Source organism: Burkholderia sp. MSMB1826, from assembly GCF_001526325.1.
Classification (GTDB): Bacteria; Pseudomonadota; Gammaproteobacteria; order Burkholderiales; family Burkholderiaceae; genus Burkholderia.
Genome location: NZ_LOYN01000043.1, coordinates 333,379 through 354,488, shown reverse-complemented (window position 1 = coordinate 354,488; position 21,110 = coordinate 333,379). Strand labels below are relative to the sequence as shown.

At 68.4% G+C, this 21,110-nt stretch carries 16 protein-coding genes and 1 pseudogene; 9 read left to right on the top strand and 8 right to left on the bottom strand.

Annotation, left to right across the window (positions count from 1 at the left end):
* Positions 1–80: 80 nt before the first annotated feature.
* From WS95_RS25285 to WS95_RS25275, 3 genes are all read left to right on the top strand, one after another.
* Positions 81–1,517, top strand: a complete 1,437-nt coding sequence (locus WS95_RS25285) for an aldehyde dehydrogenase family protein (protein WP_034207398.1) — start codon at positions 81–83, stop codon at positions 1,515–1,517.
* A 123-nt stretch (positions 1,518–1,640) separates the two neighbouring features.
* On the top strand, positions 1,641–2,831 hold the full coding sequence (locus tag WS95_RS25280) for an NAD(P)H-dependent flavin oxidoreductase (protein WP_059826745.1): 1,191 nt from the start codon (positions 1,641–1,643) through the stop codon (positions 2,829–2,831).
* 65 nt (positions 2,832–2,896) lie between these two features.
* Entirely contained in the window at positions 2,897–3,538 is a 642-nt protein-coding gene (locus tag WS95_RS25275; protein WP_059826743.1) for an OmpW/AlkL family protein, read from the top strand.
* Between the two features lie 74 nt (positions 3,539–3,612).
* Here WS95_RS25275 and WS95_RS25270 read toward each other — a convergent pair whose 3' ends face one another.
* Complete coding sequence (locus WS95_RS25270) at positions 3,613–3,816, bottom strand: DUF1289 domain-containing protein (RefSeq protein WP_059826742.1); 204 nt, start codon at positions 3,814–3,816, stop codon at positions 3,613–3,615.
* A 417-nt stretch (positions 3,817–4,233) separates the two neighbouring features.
* Between WS95_RS25270 and WS95_RS25265 the strand changes: the two genes are divergently transcribed.
* The 4 genes from WS95_RS25265 (at position 4,234) to WS95_RS25250 (ending at position 8,316) form a co-directional block, all read left to right on the top strand.
* Positions 4,234–5,328 (top strand): polyamine ABC transporter substrate-binding protein, encoded by a 1,095-nt coding sequence (locus WS95_RS25265; protein WP_034207395.1) that lies wholly within the window; start codon positions 4,234–4,236, stop codon positions 5,326–5,328.
* 86 nt (positions 5,329–5,414) lie between these two features.
* The gene (locus WS95_RS25260) at positions 5,415–6,575 is read left to right on the top strand and encodes an ABC transporter ATP-binding protein (protein WP_034207394.1); all 1,161 of its coding nucleotides are present in this window, start codon (positions 5,415–5,417) and stop codon (positions 6,573–6,575) included.
* Complete coding sequence (locus WS95_RS25255; protein ID WP_034207393.1) at positions 6,572–7,498, top strand: ABC transporter permease subunit; 927 nt, start codon at positions 6,572–6,574, stop codon at positions 7,496–7,498. The genes WS95_RS25260 and WS95_RS25255 overlap by 4 nt, the downstream gene beginning before the upstream one ends.
* The gene (locus WS95_RS25250; RefSeq protein WP_034207392.1) at positions 7,495–8,316 is read left to right on the top strand and encodes an ABC transporter permease subunit; all 822 of its coding nucleotides are present in this window, start codon (positions 7,495–7,497) and stop codon (positions 8,314–8,316) included. The genes WS95_RS25255 and WS95_RS25250 overlap by 4 nt, the downstream gene beginning before the upstream one ends.
* 99 nt (positions 8,317–8,415) lie before the next feature.
* Here WS95_RS25250 and WS95_RS25245 read toward each other — a convergent pair whose 3' ends face one another.
* The 3 genes and pseudogenes from WS95_RS25245 to WS95_RS25235 form a co-directional block, all read right to left on the bottom strand.
* On the bottom strand, positions 8,416–9,222 hold the full coding sequence (locus WS95_RS25245) for a sulfite exporter TauE/SafE family protein (RefSeq protein ID WP_059785902.1): 807 nt from the start codon (positions 9,220–9,222) through the stop codon (positions 8,416–8,418).
* Positions 9,223–9,240: 18 nt separating this feature from the next.
* Positions 9,241–10,530, bottom strand: a pseudogene (locus WS95_RS25240) (NAD(P)/FAD-dependent oxidoreductase); the annotation flags it as partial.
* Between the two features lie 82 nt (positions 10,531–10,612).
* Entirely contained in the window at positions 10,613–11,497 is an 885-nt protein-coding gene (locus tag WS95_RS25235; RefSeq protein WP_059785897.1) for an MBL fold metallo-hydrolase, read from the bottom strand.
* Positions 11,498–11,750: 253 nt separating this feature from the next.
* Between WS95_RS25235 and WS95_RS25230 the strand changes: the two genes are divergently transcribed.
* Positions 11,751–13,148, top strand: coding sequence for a sigma-54 interaction domain-containing protein (locus WS95_RS25230; RefSeq protein ID WP_059826740.1), 1,398 nt, complete (start codon positions 11,751–11,753; stop codon positions 13,146–13,148).
* A 159-nt stretch (positions 13,149–13,307) separates the two neighbouring features.
* Here WS95_RS25230 and WS95_RS25225 read toward each other — a convergent pair whose 3' ends face one another.
* The 4 genes from WS95_RS25225 to WS95_RS25210 all read right to left on the bottom strand — a co-directional run bounded on the left by WS95_RS25225 (position 13,308) and on the right by WS95_RS25210 (position 20,271).
* On the bottom strand, positions 13,308–14,336 hold the full coding sequence (locus tag WS95_RS25225; RefSeq protein WP_034207388.1) for a MerR family transcriptional regulator: 1,029 nt from the start codon (positions 14,334–14,336) through the stop codon (positions 13,308–13,310).
* A 123-nt stretch (positions 14,337–14,459) separates the two neighbouring features.
* Positions 14,460–16,013, bottom strand: coding sequence for an efflux transporter outer membrane subunit (locus tag WS95_RS25220; protein WP_059826738.1), 1,554 nt, complete (start codon positions 16,011–16,013; stop codon positions 14,460–14,462).
* 2 nt (positions 16,014–16,015) lie between these two features.
* Positions 16,016–19,165, bottom strand: coding sequence for an efflux RND transporter permease subunit (locus WS95_RS25215; RefSeq protein ID WP_059826737.1), 3,150 nt, complete (start codon positions 19,163–19,165; stop codon positions 16,016–16,018).
* Positions 19,162–20,271, bottom strand: a complete 1,110-nt coding sequence (locus tag WS95_RS25210; RefSeq protein ID WP_059785883.1) for an efflux RND transporter periplasmic adaptor subunit — start codon at positions 20,269–20,271, stop codon at positions 19,162–19,164. Before WS95_RS25210 ends, WS95_RS25215 begins: the two co-directional genes overlap by 4 nt.
* A 188-nt stretch (positions 20,272–20,459) precedes the next feature.
* Here WS95_RS25210 and WS95_RS25205 point away from each other — a divergent pair, with 188 nt between their 5' ends.
* Complete coding sequence (locus tag WS95_RS25205) at positions 20,460–21,080, top strand: TetR/AcrR family transcriptional regulator (protein WP_034207384.1); 621 nt, start codon at positions 20,460–20,462, stop codon at positions 21,078–21,080.
* Positions 21,081–21,110 lie beyond the last annotated feature (30 nt).

Genomic DNA, 21,110 nt, shown 5'->3' with positions numbered 1-21,110 from the left:
TCCTTTCGAATGGCTGTCATTCGTCACACCAGCCACCGGAACGCTCGCTAGAATGTCGGCTTCCCTGGAGGCGGAACACGATGAAAATCTACGACCAGTTCTATATCGACGGCGCATGGCGCAAACCGGCCGGCACCGGCACGATCGACGTGATCGATTCGGGCACCGAAGCCGTGATCGGCCGGATTCCCGAGGGCGTCGCGTCCGACGCGCAGGACGCGATCCGCGCGGCGCGCGCGGCCTTCGACGCATGGGCGGCCACGCCGGCCGCGACGCGCGCGGGTTATTTGCGCAAGATCGTCGAGCACCTGCAGGCGCGCAGCGAGGAACTCGCGCAGTCGATCACCGGCGAAGTCGGCATGCCGATCAAGCTGTCGCGCGCGATCCAGGTCGGCGGCCCGATCTACAACTGGAAGGCGTACGCGAAGCTCGCCGAATCGTTCGAATTCGAGGCGCAGGTCGGCAATTCGCTGGTGGTGCGCGAGCCGGTCGGCGTCGTCGCGGCGATCACGCCGTGGAACTACCCGCTCAACCAGATCACGCTGAAGGTCGCGCCGGCGCTCGCGGCCGGCTGCACGGTCGTGCTGAAGCCATCCGAAGTCGCGCCGCTCAACGCGTTCATGCTCGCCGAAGCGATCCACGCGGCCGGGCTGCCGGCCGGCGTGTTCAACCTCGTGTGCGGGTACGGCCCGGTCGTCGGCGAGGTGCTGGCCACCGATCCGGACGTCGACATGGTGTCGTTCACCGGCTCGACGCGTGCGGGCAAGCGCGTGGCCGAGCTGGCGGCCGCGGGTGTCAAGCGCGTCGCGCTGGAGCTGGGCGGCAAGTCGGCGTCGGTGATCCTCGACGATGCCGATTTCGCGACGGCGGTGAAGGGCACGGTCAACGCGTGCTACCTGAACGCCGGCCAGACCTGCTCCGCGCATACGCGGATGCTGGTGCCGGAAGCCCGCTACGACGAAGCGCGTGAGATCGCGAAGGCCGCGGCCGAAACGTACGTCGCGGGCGACCCGCGGCAGGAGACGACGCGCCTCGGCGCGCTGGCGTCGGCCGCGCAGCAGCAGCGCGTGCAGGCGTACATCCAGCGCGGGATCGACGAAGGCGCGGAACTCGTGACGGGCGGCACCGGTTTACCGGAAGGGCTCGCGAAGGGCTTCTTCGTGAAGCCGACCGTGTTCGGCCGCGTCGATCCGAAATCGACGATCGCGCAGGAAGAGATCTTCGGGCCGGTGCTGTCGATCATCACGTATCGCGATGAAGACGAGGCCGTGCGGATCGCGAACGATTCGCCGTACGGGCTCGGCGGCGCGGTGTGGGCCGGCAGCGACGAACGCGCGATGCGCGTCGCGCGCCGCATCCGCACGGGGCAGGTGGACATCAACGGCGGCACGTGGAACGGCGCCGCGCCGTTCGGCGGCTTCAAGCAGTCGGGGCACGGCCGCGAGAACGGCGTGTACGGGCTCGAAGAGTATCTCGAATACAAGTCGATGCAGTTGAAGCCGGCGAAGCCGGCCTGAACGCCGCTCGCGGCCCGAACCGGAAACGGCACGTTCGCGTGCCGTTTTTTTATTGACGGCCGTCAAGGTGCGCGGCGGCGGATCGTCGATCATCGCGATTCCGACGTTCCGACGAGGTTTCAGATGACCGTACGCACTTCCTTTCCGCCGCTGACGATTCGCGGCCGCACCTTGCTGCCCGTCGTGCAGGGCGGCATGGGCGTCGGCATCTCCGCGCACCGGCTGGCGGGCAGCGTCGCGCGCGAAGGCGCGGTCGGCACGATCGCGAGCATCGACCTGCGGCACCATCATGCGGATCTGCTCGCGCGTTGCCGCGCGCAACCCGATCGCGCGACGCTCGAAGCGGCGAACCTCGACGCGCTCGCGCGCGAGATCCGTCTCGCGAAGACCTACGGCGAAGGGCGCGGGATGATCGCGGTCAACGTGATGAAGGCGGTGAGCGCGCATGCGGACTACGTGCGGGTCGCGTGCGACGAGGGCGCGGACGCGATCGTGATGGGCGCGGGCCTGCCGCTCGATCTGCCCGACCTCACGCAAGGGCGCGACATCGCGCTGATTCCGATCCTGTCGGACAGCCGCGGGATCGCGCTGGTGCTGAAGAAATGGATGAAGAAGGGGCGCCTGCCCGATGCGATCGTGATCGAGCATCCGGCACACGCGGGCGGGCACCTCGGCGTCACGCAGATCGACGACATGCACGACGGCCGCTTCGATTTCGCGCGCGTGCTCGACGAAACCGCACAGGTGATGGCGTCGCTCGGTCTCGCCCGCGACACGATCCCGCTGATCGTGGCCGGCGGGATCAACGGTCACGACGCGGTGCGCGCGGCGTTCGCGGCCGGCGCGAACGGCGTGCAGGTCGGGACGCCGTTCGCGGTGACGGAAGAAGGCGACGCGCATCCGCAATTCAAGCGCGTGCTCGCCGATGCGACGCCCGACGACATCGTCGAATTCGTCAGCGTGACGGGGCTGCCGGCGCGCGCCGTGAAGACGCCGTGGCTCGATCGTTACCTGCGCAACGAGACGCGCATTCGCGACAAGCTCGGCGCGTTGAAGCAGCGCTGTCCGACCGCGCTCGAATGCCTGAGCGTATGCGGGCTGCGCGACGGCATCGAGAAGTTCGGCCACTTCTGCATCGATACGCGGCTCGCGGCCGCGCTGCGCGGCGACGTCGCGAACGGGCTGTTCTTCCGCGGCCGCGAAGCGTTGCCGTTCGGCCGCGCGATCCGCAGCGTGCGCGATCTGCTCGACCTGCTGCTGACGGGCAGCGCGACCGAGCCTGCGGCAAACCGTCCCACGTTTACGCTGGCTTGACCAATATCAAGATGGCGAAAAGACCCTATAGGGAGAATGGTAACCATTCTTTGGGGGTCCGTACCATGCATAAAACGATTCGAACTTGTATCACCGCAGCCGCCGTCGCGGCCGGCGTCGTCGCGATGCCGTCGCTGTCGCACGCGGCGTCGCCGGGCGACGGCATCAACCAGGGCGACGTACTGGCCCGGCTGCGCGCGATCAGCATCCAGCCGAACGAGCGCGCGAGCGATACGCTCGGCGCGATCAACACGGGCGTGAACAACGCGATCGTGCCCGAGCTCGACTTCACGTACATGATCCGCGATTACCTCGGCGTCGAGCTGATCCTCGGCACGTCGCGGCACCAACTGACGTCGAGCCTCGGCAATCTCGGCGGCGTGGGCGTGCTGCCGCCGACGCTGCTGCTGCAGTATCACTTCAACCATGCGGGCAAGGTGCGGCCGTACGTCGGCGCCGGGTTGAACTACACGTACTTCTACAACAACGGGCTCAACGTCGGCGGAGAGGGCGTGTCGATCAACAAGAGCAGCTTCGGCCCCGCGCTGCAGTTCGGCGTGGACGTGCAGCTGACGAAGAAGGTGTTCATGAACGTCGACGTGAAGAAGATCTGGATGAGCACCGATGCGACGCTCGGCGACAAGGGCATCGGCACGCTGCACATCGATCCGCTGATCGTCGGCGTGGGCGTCGGGATGAAGTTCTAGACGCGACGGAACAAGAACAGAGTTGGGGTTGGCGGCATGGCGGTCGGCATGCCGCTCTTTTTTGCGCGGCGGATTTACAGCTTGTCGTACTGGAAGCGCATCGCGGTGCCGTCGCGCGTGATGCGCTCCCACACCGCGCGCTTTTCGTCGTCGCTCAGGAACACCCAGTTCGAGACTTCGGCGGCCGTGCGGCCGCAGCCCTTGCAGACTTCGTCGAAGAGCGTCGAGCACACGCCGATGCAGGGGCTGTCGGGGAGGTCGTGAAGATTGGATGCCATCGGGAGGTTCGCGCAGTTGAATCGTCAGCCGCCATTTTAATGCATCGCGGCGGCCCGGCCGGCCGCCGACGCCGGCGGGTCGCTCGGCGCGGCGGCGGGACGGTCCGGCCGGGCGTCGGCCGCGTTCGCCGGGCGAGCGTACCTGCCATGCGAGCGCAGGTTCGTCGCCGTCCGCTTTTCCCGGTGGACAGCCGCCGATTACCCGATAGAATTCCCCCGGAACGCTCCGCCGCACGGGCAGGCCGAACGGCCGGCAGCGGGAATCTGTTCCGTTTGCGCGACACCGGCATGATTTTTTTGTGACGGGGCGCGAATGATGGTAGTTTTCGGGGTTTTCGAGGGGCGGCGCGCCAGAATGCGCCGCCATGACGAGGCAGACGGCAGCCGGGCAACGCGTCCGGCCGGAGGGAGAACGGGATGAAAGCAAAGGTAGTGGGCCGGTTCGCGGCGCTCGCGCTGTGCGTGGGGGCATCGGCGGCAGCGGCGAAGGATACGCAGCTCAATGTCTATAACTGGTCGGACTACATTGCGAAGGACACGATCCCGAACTTCGAGAAGCAGGCGGGCGTCAAGGTCCGCTACGACAACTACGACAGCGACGACACGCTGCAGGCGAAGCTGCTGACGGGCAGCTCGGGCTACGACATCGTCGTGCCGACCAGCAACTACGCGGGCAAGCAGATCGCCGCCGGCATCTTCGCGCCGCTCGACAAGTCGAAGCTGCCGAACCTCAAGTACCTCGATCCGCAACTGATGGCGCTCGTCGCCGGCGCGGACCCGGGCAACAAGTACTCGGTGCCCTGGGCATACGGCACGACCGGTCTCGCGTACAACCTGACGAAGGCGCAGCAGGCGCTCGGCAAGGTGCCGCTCGACAACTGGGACATCCTGTTCAAGCCGGAAAACCTGTCGAAGCTGAAGACCTGCGGCGTGTCGGTGCTCGACGCGCCCGACCAGATGTTCGCGGCGGCGCTGCACTACATCGGCAAGGATCCGATGAGCACGAACCCGGCCGACTACAAGGCCGCGATGGACGTGCTGAAGAAGATCCGTCCGTACATCACGCAATTCAACTCGTCGGGTTACATCAACGATCTGGTCGGCGGCGACATCTGCTTCGCGTTCGGCTGGTCGGGCGACGTCGTGATCGCGAAGCATCGCGCGATCGAGGCGAAGAAGCCGTACAAAATCGAGTACTACATTCCGAAGGGCGGTGCGCCGGTGTGGTTCGACGTGATGGCGATCCCGAAGGATGCGAAGAACAAGGAAGCCGCGCTGCAGTGGATCAACTACATCGAGGATCCGAAGGTGCACGCGGCGATCACCAACGCGGTGTACTACCCGAGCGCCAACGCCGAGGCACGCAAGTACGTGCGCCCCGACGTCGCAAACGATCCGGCGGTCTACCCGCCGGCCGACGTCGTGAAGACGCTGTTCCTGCTCAAGCCGCTGCCGCCTGAAATCCAGCGTCTGCAGACGCGTCTGTGGACCGAGCTGAAGTCGGGCCGCTGACGCGAGCCGAAGTGAACCCGCAGTCATGAAGCCCCTGGTGCCCCCGGGGGCTTTGTTCGTCTAACGCAGGAGAGAAGCAGCACATCATGAATAGCCAGTCGGGCGCGCCGGTCGTGGGCGCGCCGTTCTCCGTTCCTTCCTCCGGCGCCGATGCGCGCGCCGAGAACTTTGTCCAGATCGTCGACGTCGTCAAGAAATTCGGCGACACCGAAGCCGTGCGCAGCGTCAACCTGACAGTGCGCCAGGGCGAGCTGTTCGCGCTGCTCGGCAGCTCGGGCTGCGGCAAGTCGACGTTGCTGCGGATGCTGGCGGGCCTCGAGACGGTCACGTCGGGCAAGATCCTGATCGACGGCGAGGACCTCGCGCAGATGCCGCCGTACAAGCGGCCCGTGAACATGATGTTCCAGTCGTATGCGCTGTTCCCGCACATGTCGGTCGAGTCGAACGTCGCGTTCGGGTTGAAGCAGGAAGGCACGCCGAAGGCCGAGATCAAGGAGCGCGTTGCCGCGGCGCTCGAACTCGTGCAGATGGGCAAGTACGCGAAGCGCAAGCCGCACCAGCTGTCGGGCGGCCAGCAGCAGCGCGTCGCGCTCGCGCGTTCGCTCGTCAAGCGTCCGAAACTGCTGCTGCTCGACGAGCCGATGTCCGCGCTCGACAAGCAGATTCGCCAGCGCACGCAGATCGAGCTCGTCAACATCCTGAACAAGGTCGGCGTCACCTGCATCATGGTCACGCACGACCAGGAAGAGGCGATGACGATGGCGAACCGCCTCGCCGTGATGAGCGAAGGCCAGATCGTGCAGATCGGCTCGCCGAACGAAGTGTACGAATACCCGAACAGCCGCTTCTCGGCCGAATTCATCGGCTCGACGAACCTGTTCGACGGCGTGACGGTCGAGGACGAACCCGATCACGTGTACATCGAATCGCCGGAGCTGCCGAGCCGGCTGTACGTGAGCCACGGGATCTCGGGCCCGCTCGGCATGCCGGTCACGGTGTCGGTGCGCCCCGAGCGGATCGCGCTCACGCGCAAGCCGCCCGAAGGCGCGTTCAACTGGGCGCGCGGCCGAATCAGCAACGTCGCGTACATGGGCGGCTATTCGCTGTATCACGTGAAGCTCGACGCGGGCAAGACGGTGGTCGCGAACGTGTCGAGCCTCGCGATTTCCGAACTCGACACGCCGGCGCTCGGCGACGAGATCTACGTGCGCTGGAGCGCGACCGCCGGCGTGGTGCTGACGTCATGAGCGCGTTCAAGTCCCTGCTCGCGTGGCCGGTGCGGCGCTTCAACCTGACGGGTGCCACGGCGGTCGTCGCCGGGCCGTTCACGTGGCTCGTGCTGTTCTTCCTCGTGCCGTTCGTGCTGGTCGTGAAGATCAGCTTCGCGGAGCTGCAGCTCGGCATCCCGCCGTATACGGAGCTCGCGTCGTACGCGGACGGCGTCGTGCACATCGCGCTGAACCTGTCGCACTACGCGTTCCTGCTCACGGACAGCCTGTATTTCGCGACCTACGTGAACTCGGTGTGGGTCGCCGCGATCACGACGCTGCTGTGTCTGCTGCTCGGCTATCCGATGGCGTACTACATCGCGCGGTCGAACCCGGCCACCCGCAACCTGCTGATGATGGGCGTGATGCTGCCGTTCTGGACGTCGTTCCTGATCCGCGTGTACGCATGGATCGGGATCCTGAAGAACAACGGGCTTTTGAACAACTTCCTGATGTGGATCGGGCTCACCCATACGCCGATCGAGCTGTACCGCACGAACTACGCGGTGTACATCGGGATGGTGTATTCGTACCTGCCGTTCCTCGTGATGCCGCTCTACGCGCACCTCGTGAAGATGGACCTGCGCCTGCTCGAAGCCGCGTACGACCTCGGCGCAAAGCCGTGGAAGGCATTCGTGCAGATCACGCTGCCGCTGTCGAAGAACGGGATCATCGCGGGCTGCCTGCTGGTGTTCATTCCGGCGGTCGGCGAGTACGTGATTCCGGAGCTGCTCGGCGGCGCGAATACGCTGATGATCGGCCGTGTGATGTGGAACGAGTTCTTCAACAACGCGGACTGGCCGATGGCGTCGGCCGTGACTTGCGCGATGGTGTTGCTGCTGCTCGTGCCGATGGCGATGTTCCAGCACTTCCAGGCGAAGGAACAGGGAGGCCGTCGATGAAGCCGAATCGTTACCTGCAGTTCACGGCGCTGTTCGTCGGTTTCGCGTTCCTGTACATCCCGATCATCAGCCTGATCGTCTATTCGTTCAACGAGTCGAAGCTCGTCACCGTGTGGTCGGGCTTCTCGTTCCGCTGGTACGCGGCGCTCGTCGAGGACGACGAGCTGCTGGCGGCCGCATGGCTGTCGCTGAAGATCGGCGTGCTGACCGCGTTCGCGTCGGTGTTCATCGGCACGTGGGCCGGCTTCGTGCTCGCGCGGATGGGGCGTTTTCGCGGCTTCGCGCTGTTCAGCGGGATGATCAACGCGCCGCTCGTGATTCCCGAGGTGATCCAGGGGATCTCGCTGCTGCTGCTGTTCATCGAGCTCGCGAAGTGGATCGGCTGGCCGGCCGAGCGCGGCGTGTTCACGATCTGGCTCGGCCACGTGATGCTGTGCATCTCGTACGTCGCGATCATCGTGCAGTCGCGCGTGCGCGAGCTGAATCCGTCGCTGGAAGAAGCCGCGCTCGATCTCGGCGCGACGCCGCTGAAGGTGTTCTTCACGATCACGCTGCCGCTGATCTCGCAGGCGCTGATCGCGGGCTGGCTGCTGTCGTTCACGCTGTCGATCGACGACCTCGTGCTGTCGGCGTTCCTGTCGGGCCCCGGCTCGACGACGCTGCCGCTCGTCGTGTTCTCGCGCGTGCGCCTCGGCTTGAACCCGGAGATGAACGCGCTCGCGACGCTGTTCATCATCGCCGTGACGGCCGGCGTCGTGATCGCGAACTTCGTGATGCTGCGTCAGGAACGCAAGCGGATGGCGGGGTTCGCGGCCTGACGCGCCGGCGGTTGCCGCCGTGAAAAACGCCCGGTGCCGACGACGAGTCGGACCGGGCGTTTCGTTGGCGGCGCGTGATCGCCGGCCCGTCGTCGGCGTTCATGCGCCGAATGCCGCCTTCGCCAGCAACCCCACCGCGACGCACACGAGCACGGCCGCGAAGCCGGCCTGCACGTGCCGCGCGGCGAGGCGGCGCGACGCGCCGCGGCCGGCGGCCATGCCGAGCGCGGTGGCGACGGTAAACCACAGCGTCACGTCGAGCGGCGCGCGCGTGCCCGACGCGAGCGTCGCGAGCACGCCGCCGGTGCCGACCAGCGCGATCACCATCAGCGACGTCGCGACCACCCCATGCATCGACACGTTCGTGAACTTGCGCAGCATCGGCACGATCACGAAGCCGCCACCGACGCCGAGCAACCCGGTCATCAAGCCCGTGACTGCGCCGGTCGACGCCAGCGCGATACCCACGGGCCACGACCACACGAGTCGGCCCGTATCGGGATTCACGCGGCCGACGCACAGCGGCGACGCGTCGGCATCGGCCGGCTGCGGCCGTAGTGCCTGTCGCAGCAGGCGGCCGGCGACGACGAGCATCGTCAGCGCGAACAGCGTGAGCAGCAGGCGCTGCGGCAGCACGTGCGCGAGCCGGACGCCGAGCGTGGTCAGCGGCACGCCGGCCACGGCCATCAGCAGCGCCGCGCGATAGCGCACGAGCCCGCGGCGGAAGCCTTCGAGCGTGCCGAGCGCGGCACTGCCCGCGACCGCGACGAGTGCGACGGGGGTGGCCTGCTGCATCGGCCAGCTCATCCCGACGACGAGCGCGGGCACTGCGAGAATGCCGCCGCCGGCGCCGGTCAGGCCGAGCACGGCGCCGACGAAGCCGCCCAGTACGAGGGAAATCAGCATGACGTCATCGCGCTCCGGTCAACGTGCGATCGCGGGCTTCGCGAGCCATTCGCGGCCCTTGAGCATCGCCTTCCAGTAGAGCGGCGGCAGCACGCGCTCCTTGAGCAGCCACGCGAGCCGCGACGGCCGCTTGCCGTCGATCAGCCATGCGGGAAAGGTCGGGGCGACCTTGCCGCCGTACAGGAATTCGGCGAGCACGATCTTGCCGCGCTCGACGGTGAGCGGGCACGAGCCGTAGCCGTCGTACGCGGCGTCGCCCCATGCGAGGCCGAGCGACGCGAGCAGGTTGTGCGCGACGACGGGCGCCTGCTTGCGGGCGGCTGCGGCGGTTTTCGCGTTGGTCGTGTTGGTGACGTCGCCGAGGGCGTAGATGTCCGGAAACCGTGTGTGCCGCAGCGTCGTCGGATCGACGTCGATCCAGCCGGCCGCATCGGCGAGCGGGCTCGCGCGCACGAAGTCGGGCGCCTTCTGCGGCGGCACGACGTGAATCATGTCGAACGAACGCTCGACCGTTTCCTTGCCGCCGTCCGGCAGCGCGCGCGAGAACGTCGCACGGCGCGCAGGCCCGTCGATCGCGACGAGGTCATGGCCGAACGACAGTGCGATGTCGTAGCTTTTCACGTACTCCATCAGCGCGGGCACGTAATCGGCGACGCCGAACAGCGCGCCGCCCGCATTCAGGAATTCGACGTTCGCGGCGTCGAGGCGCCCGGTGCGTCGCCAGTGGTCGCACGACAGGTACATCGCCTTTTGCGGTGCGCCCGCACACTTGATCGGCATCGGCGGTTGCGTGAACAGCGCATTGCCGCCGCGGAACGCGCGCACGAGCTCCCACGTGTACGGCGCGAGTTCGTAGCGGTAGTTCGACGTGACGCCGTTGCGGCCGAGCGTGTCGGCGAGGCCGTCGATCGCGTGCCAGTCGAGCTTGAGCCCCGGGCACACGACGAGCCTGCGATAACCGATGCGTCGGCCGCCGTCGAGCACGACCGCGTGCGCGTCGGGCTCGAAGCCCGCGACGGCGGCCCGGATCCGCTGCACGCCGCGCGGCAGCACGTCGGTCATCGGCCGCGCGGTGGCGCCGGGCCGGAACACGCCCGCGCCGACCATCGTCCAGCCGGGCTGGTAATAGTGAACGTCGGCGGGATCGATTACCGCGATGTCGAGCGACGCGTCGCGCGCGCGCAGGCTCGACGCGACCGCGATGCCGGCCGCGCCGGCGCCGACGATCACGATGTCGTGCCGCGCGTCCGCGGCCGGCGCCGCCTGGCGGATGCCCGCCGCGTGAAGCGCGGGCAGGTCGGCCGCCGCGATCTGCGGCGGGACCGACTGCGCGTCGGTCAGCTTGCGAATGGTCATGTCGGGGTTCTCCGGAGGGGGCGGGGCGCGCGGCTCAGATCGCGTCGAGCGGGATCTTCAGGTAGCGCACGCCGTTGTTTTCGGGCTCGGGCAGGTGGCCGGCGCGCATGTTGACCTGCACGGACGGCAGCATCAGCACGGGCATGTCGAGCGTCGCGTCGCGCGCGGTGCGCATCGCGACGAAATCGTCCTCGGTCACGCCGTCCTTCACGTGCACGTTCGTGCGGCGCTGCTCGGCGACGGTCGTCACGAACTGCACGTCGCGGCCGCCCGGCTGGTAGTCGTGGCACAGGTACAGGCGCGTGTCGGGCGGCAGCGCGAGTACGCGCGCGATCGAGCGGTACAGCGTGCGCGCGTCGCCGCCCGGGAAGTCGCAGCGGGCCGTGCCGTAGTCGGGCATGAACAGCGTGTCGCCGACGAACGCCGCGCGCTGCGTCGCGTCGGCCACGCAGTAGGTCATGCACGCGGGCGTGTGGCCCGGCGTGTGCAGCGCGCGGATCGTCAACGCGCCGAGCGCGAGCGTGTCGCCGTCGTCGACGAGCCGATCGAACTGACGGCCGTCCGCCGCGAAGCCGGGGCCCGCGTTGAACAGCGTGCCGAACACGTGCTGCACGCGGCGCACGTGCGAGCCGATCGCGATCTGGCCGCCGACCTGCGTTTTCAGGTACGGCGCGGCCGACAGGTGGTCGGCGTGCACGTGCGTCTCCAGCAGCCAGTGCACGGTCGCGCCGAGCTCGGCGACACGCGCGATCAGCCGGTCGGCGCTGACGGTGCGGGTGCGGCCGGATTTCGGGTCGTAGTCGAGCACGCTGTCGATCAGCGCGCACGCGCGGCTCGCCGTATCGAGCAGCAGATAGCTGACGGTGTGGGTCGCCGGGTCGAAAAAGCCTTCGACCGACAGGGCGGGGGCGTTGCTCACGGGGTGTCCTCGATCGGGTTCTGCATCTGCAATCGCGATCTTCATTTCAAGAAGCGTGCCAGCGGGCGGCGCGGCACCGGCCGATGCGCCAGGGACTTGATTCGGCTCGGGTTTTCGGTGCGCCGGCGTCGCCGCGAGGGCGACAACGACAGCCGGTGGCTGACAGGGACTGCCACAACTGGCAGTGTCGTGGCAGAATTGGCAGTCGGCCTGGCAGTCCGTCCGGGCGCCTCTTCGCCAAGCGAGCCTGCGCATGAATCCGCACGACACCATTCCGATCGTTCCTGCCCCGCGCCGCGACGCGATGCCGGATGTCCGCGCGCTCGTCGCGTATCTCGAGCAGGACCCGCAGCCGATGATCGTGGTCGATCCCGCCTACCGCATCCTCGCGGCGAACGATGCGTACCGGCGCCAGTTCGGCGTGGCCGGCGTCGAGCACGTGGGCCGGCACTGTTTCCAGGTGTCGCATCGCTACGACGTGCCGTGCGACCAGGCCGGCGAGCATTGCCCGATGAAGCAGGCGCTCGAATCGCGCGGGCTGAACCGCGTGCTGCACATCCACCACACGCCGCGCGGCCCCGAGCATGTCGACGTCGAGCTGCGGCCGATCTTCGACGCGGACGGCAACGTGATCGCGTATGTCGAGCGGCTGACGACGGTGCGCAGCGCGTCGGCGCAGCCGAGCGCGGAAGGGCTCGTCGGCGGCGCCGACGCGTTCAACGCGGCGCTCGGCGCGCTGCAGCGCGTTGCGCCGTCGACGCTGCCGGTGCTGCTGCTCGGCGAATCGGGCACCGGCAAGGAGCTGTTCGCCCGCGCGCTGCACGAGGCGAGCGATCGCGCGATGGGGCCGTTCGTCGTCGTCGATTGCTCGGGGATCGCCGAGACGCTGTTCGAGAGCGAACTGTTCGGCTACGAGAAGGGCGCGTTCACGGGCGCGAACCAGCGCAAGCCGGGCCTCGTCGAAACCGCGCAGGGCGGCACGCTGTTTCTCGACGAGATCGGCGACGTGCCGCTGCCGATGCAGGTGAAGCTGCTGCGGCTGATCGAATCGGGCACGTTCCGGCGCGTCGGCGGCGTCGAGGCGCTGCGCGCCGATTTCCGGCTCGTCGCGGCCACGCACAAGCCGCTGCGCGAGATGATCGACGACGGCCGGTTCCGGCAGGACCTCTACTACCGGATCAACGCGTTTCCGATTCCGCTGCCGGCGCTGCGCGAACGGCGCGGCGACATCGCGCTGCTGGCCGAATCGATCTTGCGGCGGATCGCGAACGCGCGCGGCAATGCGAGCGACACGAATGCGCGACCGTTCACGGCCCGACCGTTCGTGCTGACCGAGCGCGCGCGGGCGTGCCTCGAGGCGTATGCGTGGCCCGGCAACATCCGCGAGCTGCGCAACGTGCTCGAGCGCGCATGCCTGTTCGCGGACGACGGGACGATTCGCGTCGAACATCTGCCGGCCGAGCTCGTCGCGGCAGCGGCGGCGCCGCACGCGCAGGCGGCGGACACGCGCGGCGTGTCCGATGCGGAGCTGGTCCGTATCGCGCGCGCGTTCGACGGCACGCGCAAGGCGCTCGCCGCGCAGCTCGGATTGAGCGAGCGGACGCTGTACCGGCGGATGAAGGCGCTCGGCCTCGGCGCCCGCGAGCGCTGAACGGGCCTGCAGCGCGGCCGGCGGCGGCACGCGGCTTTGCCGATCATGGCGCGTTCGTCTCCGGATGCGCCGGGTACGTCGCACAGCACGCGATGCCGGCTGCCGATGGTGAAACGGGCGACGAGCAGGAAACCCGCTTGCCGCCCGCGCATCATGCGATCAGCGCACCGGCGCCAGCTGCGCCATCGCTTCGCGCACGAAACCGATCAGCGTGTCGTCGGCCCACGAATCCTTCGTCAGCGCCGGCTCGTTCGCCAGCGCCGCGCGGAATTTCGCGTGCGTGGCCGGATCGTGGCCCGCGTAGCTGCAGAACAGTTCGAGCCAGCGCTGCGCGAGCGCACGGCCTTGCGGCGAATCGGGTGGCACGCCCGATTCGACCGCGTCGCGCACGTCGGCCATCAGTTGTGGCCATTCCGTCGCGCGTTCGCGATAGTGCGCCCGCATGAAGCGGATCTCGTCCGGCGCGAGGTACTTCTCGAAGAGGCGCATCTTCGTTTCCGACGAGGCACGCAGCACGTAGTCGCGCAATGCGGTCGAAATGCCGATCTTCGACTGCATCGACGGTTCCTGCTCGTGCATCAGGTTCAGCTTCGCGAGCAAGCGCGGATCGTTGTTCGTGTCGCGTACCAGCAGCGCCATCCAGCGCGCGGCGAGCGCGCGCACGCGCTCGTCCTCGGCGGGCACGCCCGCATCGTGCAGCGCTCGCACTTCGGCAACGAGCGCGATCCATTCGGCGTCGCCGGCCTGGCTCTTCTGGTACATCGGCAGGCGCGCGAGTTCTTCCTCGGAGAAATATTTGTCGTACACGGTCATCAACTCCAGTGTGGTGAGCCAATCGGCCAGTTCCGGCTCGGCGCCCGCCGCGAGCTGCGCATGCAGGCTCGCGAGCCGCTCGCGCAGCTGCGCGGTTTGCGCGAGCTGGCGGTCGAGCGACGCGATCTGCTTGGCGACGAGATCGACGAGCGGGGTGCCGGGCCGGTTCAGGTAATCGCCGATTTCGGCGAGCGACAGTCCGAAGCGACGCAGGGCCTGGATCTGGTGGAGCCGGGCGATGTCGTCGCGGTCGTACAGCCGGTAGCCGTTGTCGGCGCGCGCCGAAGGCGTCAGCAGACCGATTGCGTGATAGTGATGAAGCGTGCGGACGGTCAGCCCGGTGCGTTTCGCCAGTTCTCCCACTTTCAGCCGCATTCGTTCCTCCGTTGGTGCGCACACTGGAGTCTCGAACGTTACGCTACGTGAGGGTCAAGCGGAAGATCGGCGATCGGACGGACGTGGCGGGGCGTCGCACGCCCGTCCGATCGAAGGAACGCGCTACTGGGTCGAGGATGCACCGTCGGGCGTGGCGGCGGCGCGCGCGTCCTTGTCGGCTGCGCCGGCGGTTTTACGGGACCCGTCGCCGTTGCCCGCCGGCGGCGTGCCCATCGCCTGGTAGAGCCGCGCGGTATCCGCGAGCCGTGCGCCGGTCGCGCGAATCTCGTCGAGCCGCGCATTGCGGTACTGCAACTCGCTCGCGCGCGCGGCCGACGGCGGCAGCGCGCCGAGCCGCACGCGGGCGGCCGCGTCGTCGTAGGCGCCCCGCGCGGACAGCGCGGCGCGCGACGACGCATCGAGCGCCTGCGCGTCGTGCTCGAGCGCCGCGAGCGAATCGGCGACGTTCTGGAACGCGCCGAGCACCGCCTGCTTGTACTGGTCGACCGCGGCCTCGTAGGTCGCCTTCGCTGCGCGACGCTGCGCGAGCAGCGCGCCGCCGTGGAAGATCGGCTGGCTCAGCGATGCGCCGACGTTCCAGATCGCGCCGGCGCCCGACAGCATCGTCGGCCAACTGAAGCCGCCTTTGCCCATCGCCGCCGACAGCGACAGTTGCGGAAACATCTGCGCGGTCGCGAGGCCCACTTCGGCGGCGGCGGCCTTCAGCCCCGCGTCGGCGGCCTGGATGTCCGGGCGGCTTTGCAGCAGGTCCGACGGCACGACGACAGGCACCTGCTCGGGCAGGTGCAGATCGGCGAGCGCGAGATCGGCCGGCGGCCGATCGGGCGTGCGGCCGACCAGCACCGCGAGCGCATGGCGCGCCGAGTCGCGCTGCTGGCGCAGCGCGGGCAGGCTCGCCGCGAACGTGTCGGCGCTTTGCCGGGCCGTCAGCGCGTCGCTGCGCGATGCCGAACCGAGCGCATGGCGGCGCTCGGCGTCGTGCGCCTGGTCGTTCGCGAGCGCGACGAGCCGCTCGGTCGTCTCGATCTGCGCATCGAGCACCGCCACGGTGATCGACGCGGTCACGATGTTCGCGGCCAGCGCGCGCCGCGCGGATTCGAGCTGGAACGCGCTGACGTCGACGCGTTTCGCGAGCGCGCGGTTCGCGAAGCGCGACACGCCGAACAGGTCGACCGTATAGCTCGCCTGCAGTTGCCCGACGAACGTGTCGTACAACAGCGTCGGCGCGCCGAGCGCGGGAATCGGTACGCCGAGCGCGCGCTGGCGCGCGGCCTGGCCGACCGCGTCGATCGACGGCAGCATCGAACTGCCGATCTGCCCGCGCAACTGTTCGCGCGCGGCATCCAGCGAATGCGACGCCGCACTCAGCGTCGGGTTGTTGCGCAGCCCTTCGTCGACGAGCGCGTTCAGCGCATCGGAACGGTACTGCTTCCACCAGTCCGGCACCGGCCGCGCGCCGACCTCGAACTGCTGCGCGACACCGTGCGCGGACACGGTCTGCTCGACTTGCGGCGCCGCGCCGTAGTGCGCGGGCGACGGCATCGCGGGCGGCTCGCCGCTCGGCGCGAACCACGCGCAGCCCGCGAGCGGGCCGGCGACGCTCGCCAGCGCGAGCGCCCGCACGGCTTTGGTTTTCAGGGTCATCGATCGATCCATGGTCAGGCTCCCGACGGCGCGGCCGGCGTGCTGCCGCTTGGCGGCGGGCCGTCGTGCGGGTCGCGTTCGTCGCGCTTCACGCGGAACCACGTCGCGTACAGCGCGGGCAGGTAGAACAGCGTCAGCACGGTCGCGCTCGTGATGCCGCCCATCAGCGCGGTCGCCATCGGCCCGAAGAAGTTCGAGCGCAACAGCGGAATCAGCGCGAGCACGGCGGCCGCGGCCGTCAGCGTGATCGGCCGGAAACGCCGCACGGTCGCGCCGATGATCGCGTCGACGCGGCCGTGACCGACCGCGATGTCCTGCTCGATCTGATCGACGAGGATCACCGAGTTGCGCATGATGATCCCGAACATCGCGATCACGCCGAGCATCGCGACGAAGCCGAACGGCTGGCCGAACAGCAGCAGCGTCGCGACCACGCCGATCAGCCCGAGCGGCGCGGTCAGCACGACCATCAGCACGCGCGAGAAGCTCTGCAGCTGGATCATCAGCAGCGTGAACACGGCGATCGCCATCAGCGGCATCTGCGCGTTGATCGACGTCTGCGCCTTCGCGCTTTCCTCGACCGAACCGCCGATGTCGATCCGATAGCCGACCGGCAACTGCGCGCGCAGCGCGTTCAGCTTCGCGTCGACCGCGTGCGTGACGTCGATGCCCTGTGCGCCGGCGTGCACGTCCGACTGCACGGTGATGGTCGGCTGGCGGTCGCGCTCCCACACGACGCCGTATTCGAGCGTCGGCGTGAAGCGGCCGAGCGAGCCGAGCGGCACGGGGCCGTTCGGCGTCGGCAGCGCGAGGCCCGCGAGTTTCGCCGGATCGACGCGATCGGCCTGCGGCGCGCGCAGGTCGACGGCGATCAGCTTGTCGCGCTCGCGATACTGCGTGACGGTCGTGCCGGACAGCGTCATCGCGAGGAAGCTCGACACGTCCTGCGACGTGACGTTCAGCTCGCGCGCCTTCTTCTGGTCGAGCTCGAAGCGTACCGAGCGTTCGGCCGGCTCGTCCCAGTCGAACTGCACGTTGACCGTGCGCGCATCGCCGCGCATCGTCGCCGCGACCTTCTCGGCGATCGAGCGGACCGTCGCGATGCTGTCGCCGCTCACGCGGAACTGCACCGGATAGCCGACCGGCGGCCCGTTCTCGAGCCGCGACAGCCGCCAGCGCACGGCCGGGAAGCGGTCGCGCAGCGTGGTTTCGAGCCAGGTCGCGAGCTTCTCGCGATCCTCGACCGATTTCGCGGTGATCACGAACTGCGCGAAGTTCGGCAGTTGCAGTTGCTGGTCGAGCGGCAGGTAGAAGCGCGGCGCGCCGCTGCCGACGAAGTTCACCGAATGATCGATCTCGGGGCGCTTGTCGAGCACTTTCTCGAGGCGCTCGGTCTCGCGCAGCGTCGCCGCGAACGACGCGCCTTCGGGCAGCCGCAGGTCGACCAGCAGCTCGGGCCGGTCGGAGCTCGGGAAGAACTGCTGCGGCACCAGCGAGAAGCCCATCATCGCCACGACGAAGAGGGCGCCCGTGATCAGCAGCACGACGAAGCGCCGCTCGATGCACCAGTCGATCCAGCCGCGCAGCCGCCGGTAGAAGCGGGTGTCGTAGATGTCGTGCTCGTGATCGTCGGGCAGGTGCGCCTCGTGTGCGTGCCGCTTGCGCTCAGGCAGCATGTGGAAGCCCAGCAGCGGGATCAGCACGACGGCCGCGAACCACGACGCGATCAGCGCGATCGCCGACACCTCGAAGATCGAGCGCGTGTATTCGCCGGTGCTCGATTTCGCGAGCGCGATCGGCAGGAAGCCCGATACCGTGACGAGCGTGCCCGTCAGCATCGGGAAGGCGGTGCTGGTGTACGCGAACGCGGCGGCGCGGGCGCGGCTGTAGCCCTGTTCGAGCTTCACGGCCATCATCTCGACCGCGATGATCGCATCGTCGACGAGCAGCCCGAGCGCGAGCACGAGCGTGCCGAGCGACACCTTGTGCAGCCCGATGTCGAACAGGTACATGAACAGCGCGGTGACGGCGAGCACGACCGGGATCGAGATCACGACGACCATCCCGGTGCGCAGCCCGAGCGACACGAGGCTCACGACCAGCACGATCGCGACCGCTTCGGCGACGGCTTCGAGGAAGTCGTCGACCGAATGCGAGACCGCGTGCGGCATGCTCGACACCTCGACGAGCTTCAGCCCCGCAGGCAGTTGCGCCTGCAACTCCTTCGATTCGGCGTCGAGCGCCTTGCCGAGCCGGATCACGTCGCCGCCCGGCTGCATCGTGACGCCGATGCCGAGCACGGCCTTGCCGTTGCTGCGCATCTGCGTGACGGTCGGATCGTCGTAGCCGCGCCGGACCGTGGCGAGATCGCCGAGCCGGAACGTGCGGCCGTTGATGCGGATCAGCGTATCGGCGATCGCGCCGACGTTGTCGAACTGGCCGCTCGGCCGCACGAACACGCGATCGTCGGCGGTCGTCAGCACGCCGGCCGACGACACGTCGTTCTGCGCGTTGATCGCCTGCCCGAGCTGCTGCGGCGAGATGCCGAGCCGCGTGAGCTGCGCGTTGTTCACCTCGATGAAGATCCGCTGGTCGGGGTCGCCGAAATAGTCGACCTTGCCGACGCCCGGCACGCGCAGCAGCACGGTGCGCAACTGGTCCGCGTAGTCGTGCAGTTGCGCGGGCGTGAAGCCGTCGCCCTCGAGCGTCCAGATGTTGGTGTAGACGTCGCCGAATTCGTCGTTGAAGAACGGGCCCTGCACGCCGGGCGGCAGCGTATAGCCGATGTCGCCCACTTTCTTGCGGATCTGGTACCAGGTCTCGGGCACGTCCTTCACCGGCGCCGAATCCTTCATCGTGAAGAAGATCAGCGATTCGCCGGGGCGCGAATAGCTGCGCAGGAAGTCGATGGCCGGCGTTTCCTGCAGCTTGCGGCCGATCCGGTCGGTCACCTGTTCCTGTACCTGCCGCGCGCTCGCGCCAGGCCAGAAGGTGCGGATCACCATCACGCGGAACGTGAACGGCGGGTCTTCGGATTGCGCGAGCCGCGTGTACGCGAGGATGCCCGCGAGCGTCGCGAGCGCGATCAGGTAGACGACCAGCGCCTGGTGGCGCAGCGCCCATGCGGACAGGTTGAACCGGCCTTCTTCGTGGGAGACGCTCACGATGCGAAGTCCTCCGGATGCAGCGGCGCGATCGCGCGCACCTTCTCGCCCGCGCTGACCGTATGCACGCCCTGCAGCACGACGCGCTCGCCCGGTTGCAGCCCGTGCGACACGGTGACGGTGCGCTCGTTGAAGCGCGCGACGTCGACGCGGCGCAACTCGAGCGTGTCGTCCTTCGCGCGCACGACCCAGACGGCCGGGTGCGCGCCGTCGTGGAACAGCGCGGTCGCAGGCAGCGTGATCGGCTGCGTATCGGCGGCGGCCGGTGCGCCGTCGAACGCGACGTCCGCGGTCATCCCGAGCCGGATCGCCGGATCGGGCGCGCCGAGCGTGAGTTTCACGCGATAGGTGCGGCTTTGCGGATCGGCGGCCGGCGCGATTTCGCGGACTTTCGCGGCGAACCGGCGACCCGGCAGCGCCGGCAGCGTGACGGTGGCCGCGTGACCGGGCGCGAGCGACGCGAGCGCGGCCTCGGGCACGTCGCTGACCACGTCGACGTCGCCCGACCACGCGAGCTGGTAGACCGGCTGGCCGGCCGACACGTTCTGGCCGGTATCGGCCTGTTCGGCGGTGATGGCGCCCGCATGATCGGCGACGAGCGTCGCGTAGCGCAGCTGGTTCTTCGCGAGCGCGAGCTGCTGCTGCGCCTGGTCGCGTTGCGCGAGCGCCGACGTGTAGCTGTTCTGGGTCTGTTCGAGCTGCGCGGTCGCGATCAGGTTTTCGCGGGCCTGCGCGCGATCGCGATCGAGCTGCTGCTTCGCGAACGCGAGGGTGTGCGTCGCGGCATCGAGTTGCGCCTGCGCGCTTGCGGCGTTCTTCTCGACGTCGGACGGATCGAGCAGCGCAACGACCTGGCCGACCTTCACCGTATCGCCGAGCCGCACCCGGCGCTCGATGATCTTGCCGGCGATGCGGAACGACAGCGGGGTGGCGTAGCGCGGCTGGATGTCGCCGGGCAGCGTGCGCGCGGCCGCGAGGGTGTCGGCCCGTGCGGGCAGCGCGACGACGGGGCGCGGGGCGGGCGGTGCGGATTCTTTCGGATGACAGGCGGCAAGGACGAGCGCGGCGCCGATCAGCAGCGCGGCGCGGGAACCGGAGCGATTCACGAAACCCCCAGGTGAGGTGGAGCGGTACGAAGCCGGCAAGCGCGGCGGGCGCTTGCCCCGAGCGGCGCCGGCACCGGCGCACGCGGACAGACGAACGACATCTTCGGAAACTGTGGCGAATTCTAATACACACCTGTATTTGAATGCAAAGATGAATCTGAAAGGGAGGGGATGCTAGACTGCGCGTCATGAAACCACAGCGCTTAACTCGCGAGCAGAGCAGGGACCAGACGCGCGAACGTCTGCTGAAAGCCGCGCATCGAATTTTTCTGAAGAAAGGCTATGTGGCCGCGAGCGTCGAGGACATCGCGGCGGCGGCCGGCTATACGCGCGGTGCGTTCTACTCGAATTTCCGCAGCAAGTCCGACCTGTTGCTGGAATTGCTGGAGCGTAATCACGACGAGGTGCGCGCCGACTTCGAGGCGATTTTCGAAGGGGGCGGCACGCGCGAGCAGATGGAATCGATGGCGCTCGCGTATTACCGTACGCTGTTTCGCGACGACGAATACTCGCTGCTGTGGGGCGAGGCGAAACTGCAGGCCGCGCGCGACGCGAAGTTCCGCGTGCGCTTCAACCAGTTCCTGCACGGCAAGCGCGTGCAGATGGCCGAATTCATCCAGCGCTTCGCCGAGCGGTCGGGCACGCCGCTGCTGCTGCCGGCCGACACGCTCGCGTTCGGGCTGATGTGCCTGTGCGACGGCGTGCAGTCGTACTACACGGCCGATCCGCAGCACGTGTCGGTCGACGCGGCGGAAGCGGTGCTCGCGGGGTTCTTCGCGCGGGTCGTGCTGGGGCGCGCGCCGGACTGACGGCCGCACGTCCGTTGCCGGAGCGCTACG

Excerpts from the sequence above, each read along its gene's own strand:
- WS95_RS25285 (WP_034207398.1), top strand. The coding sequence starts at position 81 with ATGAAAATCTACGACCAGTTCTATATCGACGGCGCATGGCGCAAACCG.
- WS95_RS25280 (WP_059826745.1), top strand. The coding sequence starts at position 1,641 with ATGACCGTACGCACTTCCTTTCCGCCGCTGACGATTCGCGGCCGCACC.
- WS95_RS25275 (WP_059826743.1), top strand. The coding sequence starts at position 2,897 with ATGCATAAAACGATTCGAACTTGTATCACCGCAGCCGCCGTCGCGGCC.
- WS95_RS25270 (WP_059826742.1), bottom strand. The coding sequence starts at position 3,816 with ATGGCATCCAATCTTCACGACCTCCCCGACAGCCCCTGCATCGGCGTG.
- WS95_RS25265 (WP_034207395.1), top strand. The coding sequence starts at position 4,234 with ATGAAAGCAAAGGTAGTGGGCCGGTTCGCGGCGCTCGCGCTGTGCGTG.
- WS95_RS25260 (WP_034207394.1), top strand. The coding sequence starts at position 5,415 with ATGAATAGCCAGTCGGGCGCGCCGGTCGTGGGCGCGCCGTTCTCCGTT.
- WS95_RS25255 (WP_034207393.1), top strand. The coding sequence starts at position 6,572 with ATGAGCGCGTTCAAGTCCCTGCTCGCGTGGCCGGTGCGGCGCTTCAAC.
- WS95_RS25250 (WP_034207392.1), top strand. The coding sequence starts at position 7,495 with ATGAAGCCGAATCGTTACCTGCAGTTCACGGCGCTGTTCGTCGGTTTC.
- WS95_RS25245 (WP_059785902.1), bottom strand. The coding sequence starts at position 9,222 with ATGCTGATTTCCCTCGTACTGGGCGGCTTCGTCGGCGCCGTGCTCGGC.
- WS95_RS25230 (WP_059826740.1), top strand. The coding sequence starts at position 11,751 with ATGAATCCGCACGACACCATTCCGATCGTTCCTGCCCCGCGCCGCGAC.
- WS95_RS25225 (WP_034207388.1), bottom strand. The coding sequence starts at position 14,336 with ATGCGGCTGAAAGTGGGAGAACTGGCGAAACGCACCGGGCTGACCGTC.
- WS95_RS25220 (WP_059826738.1), bottom strand. The coding sequence starts at position 16,013 with ATGGATCGATCGATGACCCTGAAAACCAAAGCCGTGCGGGCGCTCGCG.
- WS95_RS25205 (WP_034207384.1), top strand. The coding sequence starts at position 20,460 with ATGAAACCACAGCGCTTAACTCGCGAGCAGAGCAGGGACCAGACGCGC.